This window comes from Janthinobacterium salmonicoloratum, assembly GCF_051380845.1.
GTDB lineage: Bacteria > Pseudomonadota > Gammaproteobacteria > Burkholderiales > Burkholderiaceae_D > Janthinobacterium > Janthinobacterium lividum_F.
This window is the reverse complement of sequence record NZ_JBNYXV010000001.1, coordinates 762,604-779,165: the sequence shown is the minus strand read 5'-3', so window position 1 is coordinate 779,165 and position 16,562 is coordinate 762,604. Positions and strand designations below refer to the sequence as shown.

Sequence of the window (16,562 nt, the reverse complement as noted above, 5' to 3'; positions counted from 1 at the left end):
CATGGTGATCACCGATTTTTGAGAAGGCAGTACCCATGAACGACCCAGTACGCAAGCGGCGTGGCCTCGGCCGCAGCACCGTGTTCGATGTGGCCAAATTGGCACAGACCTCGGCCATTTCCGTGTCGCGCTATTTCAAGGAGCCGGACCGCGTGTCGCAGGAAACACGCGAGCGCATCAAGAGCGCCATCGACCAGCTCGGTTATATCCGCAACGAGGCGGCCGGCGGGCTGGCCTCGACCCAGGGCCGCATCGTGGGCGCCATCGTGCCCAGCGTGTCGAATTCCATCTTTGCGGAAACCATCCAGGGCTTGTCGACGACCTTGTCGCAGCACAATTACCAGTTGTTGCTGGCCACCCACGATTATTCCATCGAGACGGAAGAAAAGGTGGTGCGCGCCTTTCTCGGCTGGTCGCCGCGCGCGCTGGTGCTGACGGGCGCCGACCACAGCGCCGCCACGGAAACCTTGCTGGCGGGCTTGCAAATTCCCGTCATCGAGACGTGGGATATCCGCCCCGAGCGGCCGTATCCGCAGATCGGCTTTTCGCATATTGCCACGGGGCGCGACATGACCTTGTATCTGCATGCGCAAGGCTACCGGCGCATCGTCTACGTCGACAGCGGCATCGAGAGCGATTTTCGCGCCCGCAAGCGGGCCCAGGGCTACGAGGAAACCATGCAGCAACTGGGCTTGCGTGCGGAAGTCGTGCAGGCATCGGTGACGGCGCCGCTCGATGCGGGAGGGCAAGTGTTCAGCGAGCAAATGGCGCGCGCCGAGCATCCCGACGCGCTGTTTTTTGCCAACGACAACATGGCTGCCGGCGCCATCTATGAAGCGGCGCGCCTGGGCATCCGCATTCCCGAGCAATGCGCGGTGGCGGGCTTTGGCGACTTCCCGTTCTCGGAAAAACTCATGCCAGCGCTGACGACGATACGCGTGCCCCGCTATGACATCGGCCGCCTGGCAGCGCAAGCCATCCTGCAGCGCCTGGGCGAAGTGGACGAGGGCGCCGCGCCACCGGCCTTGGCGCCGCTGGCCTACCAGCTGATCGCGCGGGCCAGCGCCTGAGATACCCAGGCTGCTGCAGATATTGATGAATCATATTTCTATCATCACAACATGCAATTGGATAGCTATGCTGCGATGCGGCATCATTCACTTGTCTCCTCTACTTCCTCACAGGAATTAGATTCAGCCCGCTCCCGCAGCGGGCTTTTTTTTGCCCGTCTTGGACAGGAAGAATTGCCCCACCTGCGTTCGAATATGCGTTCACATGAGTATTAATAATGGATGTATGAAGTTTTACCATTATTTTTCATGGATGAAAGCTTCTATGATGACTTCACACTTCACTAGGAGGCATTCCCGCCATGACCGTCACGACACATAATTTGGGCTATCCGCGCATCGGCGCCAAACGCGAACTGAAATTCGCCCTGGAAGACTATTGGAAGGGCAACAGTACCCTGGAAGCGCTGGAAGGTCATGGCGCCGAATTGCGCCAGCGCCATTGGCAAGACCAGAACGCGCTCAACCTGGCGCCCGTCGGCGACTTTTCCTTCTATGACCAGGTGCTGGACCTGAGTTTTACTCTGGGCAATTTGCCGCAGCGCGTGCGTGGCTTGAGTGGCGCGGCGCTCGATAACTATTTCCGCGTGGCCCGCGGCCGCTCGGCCAGCGACAGCGATTGCAACTGCGTCCACGCCGGCGAAATGACGAAATGGTTCGACACCAATTATCACTACATCGTGCCGGAATTTGCGGCCGGCACCCAGTTCAAGCTCGATAGCAGCCGCTTGCAGCAGCAGCTGGCGCAAGCGCGCCAGCTCGGTGTGAAAGCCAAGCCCGTGCTGATCGGCCCTGTCACCTATTTGTGGCTGGGCAAGGCCAAGGACGATTCCGACAAGCTGGCGCTGCTGCAAGGCTTGCTGCCCGTCTACGTGCAACTGCTGCAGGAACTGGCAGCCCAGGGCGTGGAATGGGTACAGATCGACGAGCCGATACTCGTCACGGAACTCGACAGCGCCTGGCAGCAGGCGCTGGTCACGGCTTATGACGCTTTGAGCAAAGTCAATAACGTCAAACTGCTGCTGGCCACGTATTTCGGCAAGCTGCAAGATAATTTGGAACTGGCGTGCAAATTGCCGGTCAAAGGCTTGCACCTGGACGCCATCAACGCCCGCGATGAAGTCGATCAAGTCATCGCCCGATTGCCCGCCACCAGCGTGCTGTCGCTGGGCGTGGTGAATGGCCGCAATATCTGGAAGACGGACTTGAACGAAGTGCTGGCATGGCTGGAACCCGTGCACGCCAGCCTGCAGTCGCGCCTGTGGATCGCCCCATCGTGCTCGCTGTTGCACGTGCCCGTCGACCTGAACAGTGAGCAAAAGCTCGATGCCGATATCGAGTCCTGGCTGGCCTTTGCCCGTCAAAAGCTCGATGAAGTGCACACCATCGCCGGCGCACTGAACCATGGCCGCGCCTCCGTGCAAGCGGCGCTGGGTGCCAATCATGTGGCCGTGCAAGCGCGCCGTCAGTCGCCGCGCGTACATAATCCTGAAGTGAAAGCGGCCGTGGCCCGTATCGATGCGGCTTTGGGCCAGCGCGCCAGCGGATATGCCGAGCGTGCTGCCAAGCAAGCTGCGCTGCTGCAACTGCCGCTGTATCCGACGACGACCATCGGTTCCTTCCCGCAGACGGCGGAAATCCGCCAGGCGCGCAGCCAGTTCCGCAGCGGCCAGCTGGATGAAGCCAGCTACAAAAAGCTGATGCAGGCGGAAATTGCCCATTGCGTGCAGGAACAGGAAACTCTGGGCCTGGACGTGTTCGTGCACGGCGAAGCGGAACGCAATGACATGGTGGAATATTTCGGCGAGCAGCTCGACGGCTATGCCTTCAGCCAGTTCGGCTGGGTGCAATCGTACGGTTCGCGCTGCGTCAAGCCGCCCATCCTGTTCGGCGACATCAGCCGCCCGCGCGCCATGACGGTCGAGTGGAGCACCTACGCCCAGTCGCTGACGGATAAGCCGATGAAAGGCATGTTGACGGGGCCCGTCACCATCCTGAACTGGTCTTTCGTGCGCGATGACCAACCCCGTTCCGTGTCGTGCTACCAGCTGGCGCTGGCCATCCGCGCCGAAGTGCAGGAACTGGAGCAGGCCGGCATCCGCGTGATCCAGATCGACGAGGCGGCGCTGCGCGAAGGCTTGCCACTGCGTAAATCGCTATGGGCCGAGTACCTGCGCTGGGCCGTCGAATCGTTCCGCATTACGGCCAATGGCGTGGCCGACGAGACGCAGATTCATACGCACATGTGCTATTCGGAATTCAACGACATCATCGCGCAGATTGCCGACATGGATGCGGACGTGATCACGATTGAAACCTCGCGTTCCGACATGGAATTGCTGGACGCCTTCGATGATTTTAACTATCCGAACGAAATCGGCCCTGGCGTCTACGACATCCACTCGCCTAACATTCCGAGCCAGAAACAAATGGTAGAACTGATGCGCAAGGCGGCCGTGCGCATCCCTGCGCACCGTCTGTGGGTCAACCCCGATTGCGGCCTGAAGACGCGCGGCTGGAAAGAAGTCATCCCCGCGCTGGCCAACATGGTGGCGGCAGCGAAAACCCTGCGCGGCGACAACGTGGCATAAGCTTGCGAAGGGGCAGGGGAGGCCGGCATGGCTGAGATATAGAACAATCGTATTTCTGTCATCACAACATACAATTAGCTTGTTCTGCTGCGATGCGGCATCATTGCACCTGTCTCCTCTACTTCCTCACAGGAATTAGATTCAGCCCGCTCCCGTAGCGGGCTTTTTTTTGCCCTTTTTACGGTGCATGTTGCCGCACACGCTTGCTTGTCATCACCGCCATCGTGTTGCTTTTGTGCATGCTAAACTGGGCCTTCCCCAGACCAAGGTTGCCCTGATGATTGAACTGTTTCGCCACACGCTGGAGTCGACGCCCATCCTCGCCCTGTTTCTCGTCATCGGCGCCGGTTATGCGCTGGGGCGCATCAGCGTATTCGGCTTTTCGCTGGGTGTGGGCGGCGTGCTGTTCGCGGGGCTGGCGCTGGGCGCGTTCGCCCCCGCTTCCGTGCCGCCGCCGATGGTCGGCTCCATCGGTCTGCTGCTGTTCTTGTATGGCATCGGCGTGCAGTACGGCGTGCAGTTTTTCGCCGGCTTGCGCGGCGCCGGGCAGAAACACAACCTGATCGCTTTTGCCGCCGTGATGGGCGGCCTGGCTGTATCGATCTGGGGCGGGCAGTGGATCGATATTTCCCTGCGCATGGCCAGCGGCGTGTTTGCCGGCGCCATGACCAGCACGGCGGCCCTGCAGGCGGCGCTGGAGGCATCGCACGGCAATGGTGATGCGGCCGTCGGCTATGCCGTCGCGTATCCGTTCGGCGTGGTCGGCCCCATGCTGGGCTTGTACTTGGCCGGGCGGATATTAAAGCCCGTGCTGACGCCGCCGCCGGCGCCCATCGTCGTGTCCGAAATTACCATCGATGAAGTGAAATTGGCGGGTGCGGCCCTGTCCGAACTGGCCGATGGTCCTCTGGCGGGCGTGCAAGTGATCGGCGTGCGCCAGGGTCACCAGAACCGCTTGCCCGATCCGGGCCTGGTGCTCGGCGTGGGCGACGCCTTGATGGTCTCGGGCACGGTGGCGGGCGTGGAAGCGGCGCGCACGGCGCTGGGCCACCTGGACCCGGGCCGGCTGATGAAGGACCGCAGCGCTTTCGACGGCACGGAAGTGTTTGTATCGGACGCGGAAATCGTTGGCGTGCCCCTGGGCGAGCTGAACCTGGCCAAGGATTTTCCCCTGCAGATCGCGTTCATACGCCGCGGCGACGCCATGATCTTGCCGCATCCGTTCCTGACCCTGGAATTCGGTGACCGCGTGATGGCCATTGCGCCGGCGAAACATGCTGCCGAGGTGCGCAAGCTGTTCGGCAATTCCATCACGGCCACGGCCGAGTTCAGCTATGTGTCGCTGGGCATGGGCATGGTGCTCGGTGTGTTGCTGGGCCTGGTGCCGATCCCCTTGCCGTGGATAGGCTCGTTTAGCCTGGGCCTGGCTGGCGGCCCCCTGGTGATGGCGCTGATCCTGGGGCGCCTGGGCAGAGTCGGCAAGATCAGCTGGCGCTTGCCGCTGTCGGCCAACCTGGTCATGCGCAACTATGGCTTGACGATTTTCCTCGCTTCCGTCGGCATGGCGTCCGGCTTGCCCTTCGTGCAGCAAGTGGGCGCCGATGGTTTGCCCATGCTGGCACTCGGTGCCGTGACGGTGCTGGTGGTGGTGGCCCTTGTGGTGATCCTCGGCAAGGTTTTCCTGCGCCTGCCGTTTCCTGAATTGCTGGGCATTGCGGCCGGCGCCACGGGCAACCCGGCCGTGCTGGTGTTCGCCAACCGCCTGGCCAAGTCGGATCGGCCCAACCTCGGCTACGCCATGATTTTCCCCAGCATGACCATCGTCAAGATCGTTGCCGTGCAGGTGCTGCTGCACTTGTATGGCTGATTGCGGCCAGAGTCAATTCCGTGCAGCGCCAGGCTGCTTGTTGGCCTCAACAAAGCCGATGCCAAAAGACAGCAGCAAAGCAGCGGCGGCGAAGCTCGCGGCAAGCCAGAGGTTGGCTGAGAGGCCCAGCCTGTCCACGGCCTGGCCACCGGTCCACGCCCCGAGCGCAATGCCAATATTGAAAATACCCACGTACAGGGCAGAGACTATCTCCACGGCCCCGGGCGCCGCCTTCATCATCAAGGTCATCAGTCCGACCGATACGCCACCGTAGGCCAGTCCCCAAGCCAGCAACACCATGCCGCCGCCGATGCCGGAGTCGCCGATAGCCAGGAACAGCAGCGGCGTGAGCAGCAGGCCGGTCGAGATAGCGGTGATGGTTGGCGCCGTGCGCCGCGCCGCAACCACACCGGCCAGGAAGTTTCCAATGATGCCCGCGAAGCCATAGGAAAACAGCAGTGCACCCAGCCATTGCGCATCAAAACCCGACACTGACAGCAGTAGCGGGCGCACGAAGGTAAAGGCCATGAAATGGCTGGTCACCAGCAACAGCGTCAGAAGCAGCCCCGCTTGCAACTGCCTGTTGCGCAACTGTTTGGCGAATTGGCGCAAGGTCGTCGAACCTGCAGCGGGCAGTGGGGGAATGACGGCCAGATGCAGCGCCAGTACCAGGCTGCTGAACAGCGCCATGACGCCGAAGGCCCAGCGCCATCCTGCAAAGTCGCCGATTTGTGCGCCTAGCGGCACACCCAGCACAGAAGCGGCCGCGACTCCACCGAAGATAATCGATGTTGCCAGGCCGCTTGAGCGAGCCGGAACAAGCCGGGAAGCGAGGCCACCGGCAATGGCCCAGATTCCGCCCATGCAAAAACCGACGAGAACACGTGCAGCCAGCATCCACGCCATGTTCTGCGCCAAGGCCGAGGCAATGTTCGCGATCACCAATAGACTCAGCAAACCACAGAGAATTTTGCGCCTGTCCAGGCTTCCCGATACGATCACGACCAGCGGCGCGAACAAGGCCGCCAGCAATGCCGGCAGCGAGATCATCAGGCCGGCCGTTCCGGTAGAGGTGTCCAGGGTGTCAGCAATCGGCGTCAACAGGCCGACCGGGAGCATTTCCGTCGTCACTACCGAAAAGGTGGCCATGCCTACGGCGGTGACCGCCAACCAAGGGTGGTGGACAGCGGTTTCTGCGGCAGCGTAGGGAGACGTACTCATGGTTCATATCCTTTATTTGGTCATTCGATAAACGGCTTGCGCCGGTAAAGGCGGTGTTGGGCCGCTGTTATGCATTGGCATGCCCTGCTTGCAATGGAGACACGTCGCAGTGATAATACATACGCTACGTATGAATAAATTATATATTCATACGCAATGTATGTAAACAATCATACGCTACGTATGTAAGGAGAAAGCAATGGTTCGCCGCACCCGTGTAGAAATGGAAGAAACCCGAGCATCGTTGCTGTCCACTGCACGCAAAGTTTTCAGCGAGCGCGGTTATGCCGGTACGTCAATGGATGACCTCACCGCGCAGGCAGGGCTGACGCGTGGCGCGCTGTATCATCACTTCGGTGACAAGAAGGGCTTGCTGCTGGCGGTGGTGGAACAGATCGACGCAGAAATGGATGACCGTTTGCAAACCATCTCCGACAGCGCCGGCGACCTGTGGGAAGGCTTTCGCAGCCGGTGCCGTGCCTATCTGGAGATGGCCCTGGAACCGGAAATTCAGCGCATCGTTTTGCGCGATGCCAGGGCGGTCCTGGGTGGCGCTACACCGGACTCGCAGCGCCATTGCCTCGAGTCGATGCAAGGGCTGATCCACGAGCTGATTCAGCAAGGCATCGTGGCCGACGCCTGCCCACGGGCATTGGCTTCGCTGATCTATGGCAGTCTGGCAGAAGCGGCGTTCTGGATCGCAGACGGTGACGAAGGCAATGCGCGGCTGGTAAAAGCAGTGACTGCGTTGGAATTGCTATTACGCGGGCTGCTGCTTAAAAGGTAATCGTGAAAAGTTGCAATCCCATCGCGCAATATCCATAGAGCGCCAATCCCATTGTGTTGTACAATCCTTGAGAACGGTCGTGCTTTTTTGTGCGCTGAGCTTCCTTGCGTGCAGTCATCACGGCAACCGATAAGAACAAGGAGACAGACATGGACCTGCATTACACGGCCGAGGAGACCGCCTTCCGCGACACGGTGCGCGCCTTCCTCGACACCCATTTGCCGGCGGACTTGCAGCGCAAGGTGCGCCAGCATCTGCGCCTGAACCGCGACGATTACGTGCGCTGGCATAAGATAGTCGCGCAGCAAGGCTGGGCCGCGCCGGCCTGGCCCGTCGAATATGGCGGCACGGGCTGGACGGCCGTGCAGCGTCATATCTGGGAAGACGAGTGCGCGCGCGCCGCCACGCCGCCGATTTTGCCTTTCGGCGTCAACATGGTGGCGCCCGTCATCATGGCCTTCGCCAACGCCGAACAAAAAGCCTATTATCTGCCGCGCATCCTGAACTGCGACGACTGGTGGTGTCAGGGATATTCCGAGCCGGGCGCCGGTTCCGACTTGGCTTCCCTGAAAACCACGGCCCAGCGCGATGGCGACCATTACATCGTGAATGGCCAGAAAACCTGGACCACGCTGGGCCAGCACGCGGACATGATCTTTTGCCTGGTGCGCACGGACAGCACGGTGCGCAAGCAGGAAGGCATCAGTTTCTTGTTGATCGACATGAAAACGCCGGGTATCACTGTGCGTCCCATCATCATGCTCGATGAAGAACATGAAGTGAACGAAGTCTTCTTCGACAACGTGCGCGTGCCCGTCAGCAACCTGGTCGGACAGGAAAACAAGGGCTGGACCTATGCCAAGTATTTGCTGGGGCACGAGCGCACGGGCATCGCCGCCGTTGGCCGCTCGAAGCGCGAGCTGACTTTCCTCAAGCAGCTGGCCATGCAGCAGAATAAGCGCGGCGCGCCGCTGCTGCACGATCCCGCCTTTGCAGCCAAGGTCGCTACTCTGGAAATCGAATTGATGGCGCTGGAAATGACGGTCCTGCGCGTCATCAGTGAAGAAGGCAAGGGGCCGGGACCGCAGGCGTCGATGCTGAAAGTGCGCGGTTCGGAGCTGCAGCAGCAGCTGACGGAATTGATGGTCGAAGCCCTCGGCCCGCAAGCCTTGCCCTTCGATCCTGACTTCCTCGACGGCAGCGCGCCGCACAGCAGTGGCGGCGACGACCTGGCCGCGCCGCTGGCCGCGTATTACTTCAATTACCGCAAGACATCGATCTATGGCGGCTCGAATGAAATCCAGAAAAACATCATCACGCAGATGATCCTGGGCCTGTAAGCCAGAAGGAGACGACATGGACTTCCATTTTAATCAGGAACAGCAGCAATTTGCCGACGCGCTCCGGCGCTGGATCGACAAGGATTACCGTTTCGAAACGCGGCAAAAAATCATCCATACGCCGACGGGCACGTCCGACGCAGCCTGGGCCACCCTGGCCGAGCTGGGCATGACGGCCTTGCCGCTGCCGGCCAGCGCGGGCGGCTTCGATGGCACGGCCGTCGACATGCTGCTGGTGATGCAGGAACTGGGACGTGGCCTGGTGGTCGAACCGTATCTGGCCACCGTGCTGGGCGCGCGCTTCCTGACCCTGGCGGGCGGCCACGGTGGCGTGCTGGAACAGGTCGCCAGCGGCAGCCTGAAGCTCGCGTGCGCGCTGGGCGAACGGCAGTCACGTCACGACATGCACGATATCGCCACCACGGCCATTGCCAGCGGCGACGGTTTTGTGCTCGATGGCGAGAAAACCGTCGTCATCCACGGCGCGCAGGCGGGCGCGCTGATCGTCTCGGCGCGCAGCGGCGGCGGCCAAGATGACACGGATGGCATCTCGCTGTTCCTCGTGCCTAGTGATGCGCCCGGCGTTTCCGTGCGCGATTGCCGCACCATCGATGGCCAGCGCGCCGCCACCGTGACCCTGGTGCAAGTGGTGCTGGGCCACGATGCGCTGGTCGGCCAGGCGGGACAGGGCTGGCCCGTGCTCGATGCGGCGCTCGACTATGGCGCAGCGCTGCTGTGCGCGGAAGCCGTGGGCGCCATGGACGCCATCTTTGCCGCCACCCTCGACTACCTGAAGACGCGCCAGCAGTTCGGCGCGCCCATCGGCAAATTCCAGGCCTTGCAGCACCGCATGGCGGACATGTTCATCCACCTGGAGCAGGCCCGTTCGATGGCCATGCTGGCCGCCGCCAAGGTCGATAGCGACGACGTGGCGGAGCGCCGCCGCACGGTGTCCGCCGCCAAGGCGAGAGTGGGACTGGCGGCCACCTTTGTCGGTCAGCAAGCCGTGCAATTGCATGGCGGCATGGGCGTTACCGATGAATTGCCCGCCGCCCACCATTTCAAGCGTTTGAGCATGATCACCCTGACTTTGGGCGACGTGGAGCATCATATCGAGCGTTTTATCGCCCAAACGGGCTTTTTGCCGACGGAGACCGCATGACCGCATTGACCGGAATCAAACCCAAGCACTGGTATTTCGAAGACTTTACGCAAGGCCTGGAAATCGACCTGGGCCAGCGCCATGTGACGGAAAAGGAAATCATCGCCTTCGCCACGGATTTCGATCCGCAACCGTTTCACGTCGACCATGCAGCCGCCGAAAAGACCATCTTCAAGGGTGTCATCGCCAGCGGCTGGCACACCTGCGGCATGATGATGCGCCTGGTGGTGGATAACTTGCTCAAGCATTCTTCCAGCATGGGCTCGCCCGGCCTGGACAGCATCCGCTGGCTCAAACCCGTGCGCGCGGGCGACACCTTGCAGCTGACCTATCAGGTCAAGGAAGTGCGTCCATCCACATCGAAACCGGACCGCGGCATCGTCATTTCCGTGTGGAGCGTGCGCAACCAGCATGGTGAAGTGGTAACGACGGTGGAGGGCATGGGCATGTTCGGCCGCCGCCCGGTAGCGCAAGAGGAGCAGGCGCGTGCGTGATATCGCCGGCATTGCCGGCTTCCAGGCATTGGCGGGACAGCACGTGGCCGTCTCGGACTGGCTCACCATCACCCAGCAGCGCATCGACACCTTTGCCGACGCCACGGACGACCATCAGTGGATCCACGTCGATGCCGAGCGCTGCGCGTGCGAGTCGCCTTACGGCTGCACCGTGGCGCACGGTTTCCTGACCTTGTCCCTGCTGCCGGCCATGCTGGCTGGCGCCTTGCACATGTCCGGCATCCGCATGGCCATCAACTACGGTTTAAATAAAGTGCGCTTTCCCGCGCCCGTGCCTGTCGGCAGCCGGCTGCGCGCGCGGCTCGACATACTTTCCGTTGACGATATGCCGGAAGGCGCACAAGTGAACTGGGCCGTCACCATGGAGCGCGAGGGCGACAGCAAACCCGTGTGCGTGGCGGAGTTTTTGATGCGCTGCTATCCCTAGTCACGCCCCTCCGACGCGCAATACCTGTCCCGCCCCGTATGCTTGGCCCGGTACAGCAGGGCGTCGGCGGCGCGGATCAGGGCGCTGGGGTCCATGCCTTCGATGGGCATGACGCTGGCCACGCCCAGGCTGACGGTGACGTGCGGGCCGACGCTCGATCTGGCGTGTGCGATGTGCAGGGCGCGCACTTCGTCGAGGATGCGCTGGGCCACCACTTCGGCGCCGTCGCGTGTTTCCTGCGGTAGCAGGATGATGAATTCCTCGCCGCCGTAGCGCGCCAGCAGGTCGGGCGGGCGCACGGCGCAGCGGCGCAGGGCGGCGCTCACCTGCTGCAGGCACAGGTCGCCTGCCTGGTGGCCATACGTATCGTTGTAATCCTTGAAGTGGTCGATATCGGCCATGATCAGGGCCATCGGCACGCCGTCGCGCGCGCAGCGCCGCCATTCGCTGTCCATCGTGTCGTTGAAGCTGCGCCGGTTGGCCACGCCTGTCAGCGAGTCCGTCAGCGACAGTTCGCGCATGGCGTCGGCCTGCCGCTTGATGGTCAGCTGGCTGCGCACGCGGGCGCGCACGACGGCCGCGTTGAACGGTTTCGTGATGAAATCGACGGCGCCCGCTTCCAGCGCCCGCGTCTCGTCTTCGGGCTGGTTCAGGGCCGTGACGAAGATGACGGGAATGGCGCTGAGGGTCGCCGATTCGCGTAGCGCCCTGCAGACGGCATAGCCATCCATGCCGGGCATGACGGCGTCGAGCAGGATCAGGTCCGGCAGTTGATTATGCGCAATTTCCAGCGCCTTTACACCGCTCAGCGCGAACAGCACGTCGTGTTCCTCGCGCAGCAACTGGTGCAGGATCTGGATGTTTTCCATGGCGTCATCGACGATGAGGATGCGCCCGTTCATGGCAAGGTTGGTCCAGCTCACTTGTTTTCCTCTCGTTTCAGCTGATCGAGCACGAGTTTTTCCGCCTCGGCAAAATTCAGCGTTTCAATCGCATGTGCCATCGCCAGTGCCGCTTCCCGGTCTGACTGTTGCAGGGCAGGGTGTAGGGTGTGGAATTGCGCCAGCGCCTTCAGGTTATTGTTGTGGATCAAAACGCGCAACTCGGCCAGGCCGGCGCGCAGGTCGACCGGCACGCTGCCCGGCGCGGCCGCTGGCGGCTGGCTGCGCCGCAGGGGCGAGGGCAGAGTGCGCGCCGCGTCGATGACTTCGGCCATCGCATGGTCCAGGCGGCCCAGCAAGGCGGCCGTGACGTGCGATTGCCCCGCTTTCAGCGCTTTTTCCGTCTCGGCGGCGAGGCTGGCGACATGTGTGGCGCCCAGGTTGGCCGCCACGCCGCATACGCGGTGCAGCAACTGCGCCGCCTGCTGCGCTTGGCCAGCGGCCAGCAGGCGCCGGGTTTCCTCGACGGCGTCGCCTTGCGAATTTTCAAAGCGCTTGAGCAGGGCCAGGAAGGCGCCGTAATCGCCGCCGAAGCGGTGCAGGGCCGCTGCCAGGTCGATGCCGGGCACCGTGACCGGCAGGTCCAGCGTCTGCGTGACGGCATCGGCTGCCTGGACGGCGCCGTTGCCGCCACCGCCACCCGGAGGCGCCGGCACCAGCCTGGTCAGGGTCTGGATCATCTCGTCGACGTCGATGGGCTTGGCCACATGCGCGTTCATGCCGCTGGCGATGGCGCGCAGGCGGTCTTCGTCCATGGCATTGGCCGTCATGGCGATGATGGGCAGGTCCGGCAAACCCAGCGCGCGGATGGCGAGGGTGGCGTCATAGCCATTCATGACGGGCATTTGCAAATCCATCAGCACCACGTCCCAGGCGTGCGGCGTGCCGGTGAGCAAGTCGACGGCCAGCCGGCCGTTGGCGGCCACGGCCACGCGCGCACCCGAGTGCAGCAGGATGTACTGCGCCACTTCCTGGTTGATTTCATTGTCTTCCACCAGCAGTACGCGCATGCCTGAGAGCAAGCCCGACAAGGGCGTGGAAACGGGCAGCGCGGAAGGGGCGCTGCGGCCTTCGCGCACGGCCGTCACGGCTGCCAGCAGGCGCGCCGGGGTGGCCGGTTTCGAGACGATGCCGGCCAGCATCAGGCTGTCGGCCAGGCGTTCGAGGTTTTCGCTATCCTGGTCGGCCACCAGCATGATCACGGGCGGCAGCGCCAGGAGCGCGTCGGCGCGCGCCTCGGTGAGCATGGAAATGCCATCCATGCCGGGCATGGCCGCGTCGAGCAGCACGAGGTCCGCCACCGGCCCGCCACTGGCGTGGGCGCGCAGCAGGGCCAGGCCGGCCGCGCCGCTGTCGGCGCTGCGGCTGTGCCAGCCCTGCGCCGCGCACCAGTCTTCCAGCATGGCGCGCACGCAGGCGTTGTCATCGATGATCAGCAGCGACAGGGCCTTGGGCGCGCTCTTGCCTGGCGGTTCGGACGCCGGCGCCACCTTGTCGAAGCGGCAGCTGAAGCGGAAGTCGGAGCCCTCGCCCAGCGCACTTTTCACGCTGAGGGTGCCGCCCATCAATTCCACCATGCGCCGGCAGATGGCCAGCCCCAGTCCCGTACCGCCGTATTTGCGGCTGGTGCCGCTGTCGCCTTGCGAAAACGCGTCGAAGATGTGTTCCTGTGCGGCCGCGTCGATGCCGATGCCCGTGTCGCGCACGGAAAACTCGAGCGTGACGCTGGCCGTATCCTCGGCCACGGCGCGGATGGACAGCACCACTTCGCCCTGCTTGGTGAACTTGACGGCGTTTCCCACCAGGTTGATCAGAATCTGTTCCACGCGCAGGGCGTCGCCGATCAGTTCGTCCGGTACGCCCGGGTCGAGCACGAACACGGGCTCCACGCCGCGCGCCCAGGCGCTGCTGGCCAGCAAGACGCCTACGCTGTCCAGCATGCGTTCGAGCTGGAAGCGGCGCTGTTCCAGCACCATCTGCCCCGCTTCGATCTTGGAAAAATCGAGCACGTCATTGACGATATTGAGCAGCGACTGCGTGGCCATCTGGATCTTGCCCACATAGCTGCGCTCGCGCCGTTCCAGCGGCGACTCTTCCAGCAGGCGCGCCAGGCCGATGATGGCGTTCATCGGCGTGCGGATTTCATGGCTCATGTTGGCGACGAATTCGCTCTTCGCGATGCTGGCCGCCTCGGCCTTGTCGCGCGCGCGCACCATCTGCTCGTTGAGCTCATGCAGGCGCAATTCCGTGCGCTTGAGCTCGGACACGTCCGAGGCCAGCACGAAGAAGCCGCGCACGCCGCAGCTGTCATCGACATCGGGGATGTAATTGGTCCACGTGTGGCACACCTGGCCGCCGGGATCGAGCAGGTCGCGCTCGAAGCTTTGCGGCCGGCCCGCCAGCACGCCTTCGACGTGGGGCGCATACACGTCGAACAGTTCCTGCCCCAGCAATTCGCGCATGTGGATGCCGGCCAGCTCGGCGCTGCTGCGGCCAAACCATTCATTATAGAAATTATTTGCGAAGCGGCAACGCAAATCGGCGCCCCAGTACGACACCATGCCGGGCAGGTTGTCGGTGACGGTGCGGATGAAGCGCTCGCTCTGTTCCAGGCGCAAGGTGGTGGCGTGCAGCACCTCGGTGGCGCGCTTGCGTTCCGTGATATCGATCGATACCCCCAGTACATGGCTGGCGCGCCCCGCATCGTCGCGCAAGACCACCTTGCGCGTGGTGAAGTGGCGCGTGGTGCCGTCAGCCGTATTGATCGCCTCCTGTTCGATTTCCACCATCTGCCCCGTGGCCAGCAGCTTGCGGTCGGCGCTGACGAAGGCGGACGCCTGCTGCGGCGGGAAGAAATCGTGGTCCGTCTTGCCCAGCAATTGCTCGCGCGAGCGTCCCAGGGTCAGTTCCGCATGGCGGTTGACCATTTCAAAGCTCAGCTTGTCGGCGCGCTTGACGAAGACCATGGCCGGGATGTTTTCGATGATGGTGCCAAACAGGTGTTTCGAGCGGCGAAATTCTGCTTCGCTGCGCTTGCGCTCGCTAATGTCCAGCCACAGGCCCGATACGCCCAGCAACTGCCGTTCCGGGCCGAAAATCGGGTGATACGAGACGATCCAGTGACTGAGCTGCTCGCGCTGCTGGCCGCTATGGCCTTGCAATTCGATGTCGACGATGGGCTGTCCCGTCTCGATCACCTGGCGCACGCGGCGCTCCACGTCGGCGCGCACGGCATCGTCGAACAGCATGGCGCCCACGGGACGGCCCAGGTGCTGCGCCACGCTGGCCCCGTTGATGGCGGCCAGGTAATGGTTGATCATGACGATGCGCAATTCCAGGTCCACGAACAGCATGCCGATCGGCGCCGTCGCATACACGGTTTCCAGCAGGCGAGTGGATTTTTCCAGGGCCAGCGTGCGTTCGGCCACCAGGCTTTCGAGCTGCGTGCGGTGGCGCCGCAAGTCGCGTTCCAGCGCGCCCAGGGCGCTGGCCATGTCGGCCGATTCGCGGTCTGCCTGCCTGTTCGAGAGCAGCGGTTTGCCCTGCGCCAGCGCCTGGATCTGCTGCGTCAGTTGCTGCAAGGTGCTGGCCAGGCGGCCGCCCACGCGCCAGGCCAGGGCAAAGCCGGCGCCCAGCAGCAGCGCCAGGATGAGGGAAGCCGTGACCACGGAGCGCAGCAGGGCTTCTGCCACCGTGCTGGTGCGCATGGTGACGGCCACCGTCCAGGCGGCGTCCGGGGCGCGGCGAAAGCCCGTATACACGTCAAGGCCTTCCAGGGTGGCATGGCGCAGCACGCCTTCGCGTGACTGGCGTATCTGTTCCAGCACGGGCGCCGCGCTGCGCTGGCCCACATAGCGTTGCGGCGCCAGGGTGCGCGCCACGTTGATGCCGTCGGCGTTGATGATGGCCGCGCCCAGGTAGGCTGGCAGGTGCAGCTCGCGCAGCAGAACGGGCAGGTAGTCGGACGGGTACAGCGCCGTCAGCACATAGGCGGGACCTTTGTCACGCGGCAAGGGCAGGTTCAGGGCCAGCCGCGGCACGTCGTCCGGCGCCATGAGCAGGCTGGTCAGCCGCGGCTTGCCATAGTCGCGCGTGCGCTCCATGCTGGCGGCCCATTTTTGCGGCAATGGAGGCGGCACCTGGCCGATGGGCAGTGTCGTATTGATCAACTGGCGGCCCTTGGGGTCGGAGACGATGAAGCCGCTGACGGCCAGGCCCGGCTGCAGCAGGCTGCCGGCCAGGGCCCGCAGGGTGCCGGTGTCGTCGGTTTGCAGGGCGGGCGAGGCGGCCAGGATGCGCGCGGCCATCTGGGCGCCGCTCAAGTCGCGCTCGACGGCGGCGGCGACCGCCAGCGCAGCCTGCGCCGTTTCGCCGACGACATGGTCGCGTTCGCGCGTGTAACTGTGCGCCACGAGCAGGAGAAACACGAGCGCCGTCGGAATGACCCAGGCGAGCACCAGCCATGAAATTCTTGAGCGTATCGAAGGCAAATCTTGCACCCGGAAAGCTCCCAGAATGGATGAGTCGACAGGCAGGCTCACGCTGGCGCTGGCTGACCTTGAATGAAAAGATGCTAGACGAAATTGATTGTTCTGACAAGCCTAGTTTCTGGAATGGAAAAAAGCTTGTGTAAGGTATACA

The 16,562-nt window shown here is 63.1% G+C and carries 12 protein-coding genes; 9 read left to right on the top strand and 3 right to left on the bottom strand.

All coding sequences use genetic code 11. The annotated features are described in order from the left end of the window. Positions 1-35: 35 nt before the first annotated feature. The 3 genes from ACQ4WY_RS03595 to ACQ4WY_RS03585 all read left to right on the top strand — a co-directional run bounded on the left by ACQ4WY_RS03595 (position 36) and on the right by ACQ4WY_RS03585 (position 5,528). Positions 36-1,070 carry a LacI family DNA-binding transcriptional regulator gene (locus ACQ4WY_RS03595; protein ID WP_436502859.1) on the top strand — a complete coding sequence of 345 codons (1,035 nt, stop codon included), beginning with the start codon at positions 36-38 and terminating at the stop codon, positions 1,068-1,070. Between the two features lie 302 nt (positions 1,071-1,372). Continuing rightward, positions 1,373-3,661 (top strand): 5-methyltetrahydropteroyltriglutamate--homocysteine S-methyltransferase, encoded by a 2,289-nt coding sequence (metE, locus tag ACQ4WY_RS03590; RefSeq protein ID WP_436502858.1) that lies wholly within the window; start codon positions 1,373-1,375, stop codon positions 3,659-3,661. A gap of 277 nt (positions 3,662-3,938) precedes the next feature. Then, positions 3,939-5,528 (top strand): aspartate:alanine exchanger family transporter, encoded by a 1,590-nt coding sequence (locus ACQ4WY_RS03585; protein WP_436502857.1) that lies wholly within the window; start codon positions 3,939-3,941, stop codon positions 5,526-5,528. A 12-nt stretch (positions 5,529-5,540) separates the two neighbouring features. Here the strand turns inward: ACQ4WY_RS03585 and ACQ4WY_RS03580 are convergent, their stop codons facing one another. Then, on the bottom strand, positions 5,541-6,749 hold the full coding sequence (locus ACQ4WY_RS03580) for an MFS transporter (protein ID WP_436502855.1): 1,209 nt from the start codon (positions 6,747-6,749) through the stop codon (positions 5,541-5,543). 199 nt (positions 6,750-6,948) lie between these two features. On the opposite strand from ACQ4WY_RS03580, the gene ACQ4WY_RS03575 reads away from it, so the two are divergent. From ACQ4WY_RS03575 to ACQ4WY_RS03555, 5 genes are all read left to right on the top strand, one after another. Further along, positions 6,949-7,536 carry a TetR/AcrR family transcriptional regulator gene (locus ACQ4WY_RS03575; protein WP_436502854.1) on the top strand — a complete coding sequence of 196 codons (588 nt, stop codon included), beginning with the start codon at positions 6,949-6,951 and terminating at the stop codon, positions 7,534-7,536. Positions 7,537-7,685: 149 nt separating this feature from the next. Beyond that, the gene (locus ACQ4WY_RS03570; protein ID WP_436502853.1) at positions 7,686-8,876 is read left to right on the top strand and encodes an acyl-CoA dehydrogenase family protein; all 1,191 of its coding nucleotides are present in this window, start codon (positions 7,686-7,688) and stop codon (positions 8,874-8,876) included. Between the two features lie 16 nt (positions 8,877-8,892). After that, positions 8,893-10,038, top strand: a complete 1,146-nt coding sequence (locus ACQ4WY_RS03565) for an acyl-CoA dehydrogenase family protein (protein ID WP_436502852.1) — start codon at positions 8,893-8,895, stop codon at positions 10,036-10,038. After that, complete coding sequence (locus ACQ4WY_RS03560) at positions 10,035-10,532, top strand: MaoC family dehydratase (protein ID WP_353656702.1); 498 nt, start codon at positions 10,035-10,037, stop codon at positions 10,530-10,532. Before ACQ4WY_RS03565 ends, ACQ4WY_RS03560 begins: the two co-directional genes overlap by 4 nt. Beyond that, positions 10,525-10,980, top strand: a complete 456-nt coding sequence (locus ACQ4WY_RS03555; protein ID WP_436502851.1) for a MaoC family dehydratase — start codon at positions 10,525-10,527, stop codon at positions 10,978-10,980. Before ACQ4WY_RS03560 ends, ACQ4WY_RS03555 begins: the two co-directional genes overlap by 8 nt. Here ACQ4WY_RS03555 and ACQ4WY_RS03550 read toward each other — a convergent pair. Continuing rightward, the gene (locus ACQ4WY_RS03550) at positions 10,977-11,903 is read right to left on the bottom strand and encodes a diguanylate cyclase domain-containing protein (protein WP_436502849.1); all 927 of its coding nucleotides are present in this window, start codon (positions 11,901-11,903) and stop codon (positions 10,977-10,979) included. The genes ACQ4WY_RS03555 and ACQ4WY_RS03550 overlap by 4 nt on opposite strands. Further along, the gene (locus tag ACQ4WY_RS03545) at positions 11,900-16,378 is read right to left on the bottom strand and encodes a PAS domain-containing protein (RefSeq protein ID WP_436502848.1); all 4,479 of its coding nucleotides are present in this window, start codon (positions 16,376-16,378) and stop codon (positions 11,900-11,902) included. Before ACQ4WY_RS03545 ends, ACQ4WY_RS03550 begins: the two co-directional genes overlap by 4 nt. Before the next feature lie 5 nt (positions 16,379-16,383). On the opposite strand from ACQ4WY_RS03545, the gene ACQ4WY_RS03540 reads away from it, so the two are divergent. Continuing rightward, positions 16,384-16,554, top strand: coding sequence for a hypothetical protein (locus tag ACQ4WY_RS03540; protein ID WP_353656706.1), 171 nt, complete (start codon positions 16,384-16,386; stop codon positions 16,552-16,554). Positions 16,555-16,562: the final 8 nt, after the last annotated feature.

Excerpts from the sequence above, each read along its gene's own strand:
- ACQ4WY_RS03560 (WP_353656702.1), top strand. The coding sequence starts at position 10,035 with ATGACCGCATTGACCGGAATCAAACCCAAGCACTGGTATTTCGAAGAC.
- ACQ4WY_RS03570 (WP_436502853.1), top strand. The coding sequence starts at position 7,686 with ATGGACCTGCATTACACGGCCGAGGAGACCGCCTTCCGCGACACGGTG.
- ACQ4WY_RS03540 (WP_353656706.1), top strand. The coding sequence starts at position 16,384 with ATGAAATTCTTGAGCGTATCGAAGGCAAATCTTGCACCCGGAAAGCTC.
- ACQ4WY_RS03595 (WP_436502859.1), top strand. The coding sequence starts at position 36 with ATGAACGACCCAGTACGCAAGCGGCGTGGCCTCGGCCGCAGCACCGTG.
- ACQ4WY_RS03565 (WP_436502852.1), top strand. The coding sequence starts at position 8,893 with ATGGACTTCCATTTTAATCAGGAACAGCAGCAATTTGCCGACGCGCTC.
- ACQ4WY_RS03575 (WP_436502854.1), top strand. The coding sequence starts at position 6,949 with ATGGTTCGCCGCACCCGTGTAGAAATGGAAGAAACCCGAGCATCGTTG.
- metE (WP_436502858.1), top strand. The coding sequence starts at position 1,373 with ATGACCGTCACGACACATAATTTGGGCTATCCGCGCATCGGCGCCAAA.
- ACQ4WY_RS03585 (WP_436502857.1), top strand. The coding sequence starts at position 3,939 with ATGATTGAACTGTTTCGCCACACGCTGGAGTCGACGCCCATCCTCGCC.
- ACQ4WY_RS03580 (WP_436502855.1), bottom strand. The coding sequence starts at position 6,749 with ATGAGTACGTCTCCCTACGCTGCCGCAGAAACCGCTGTCCACCACCCT.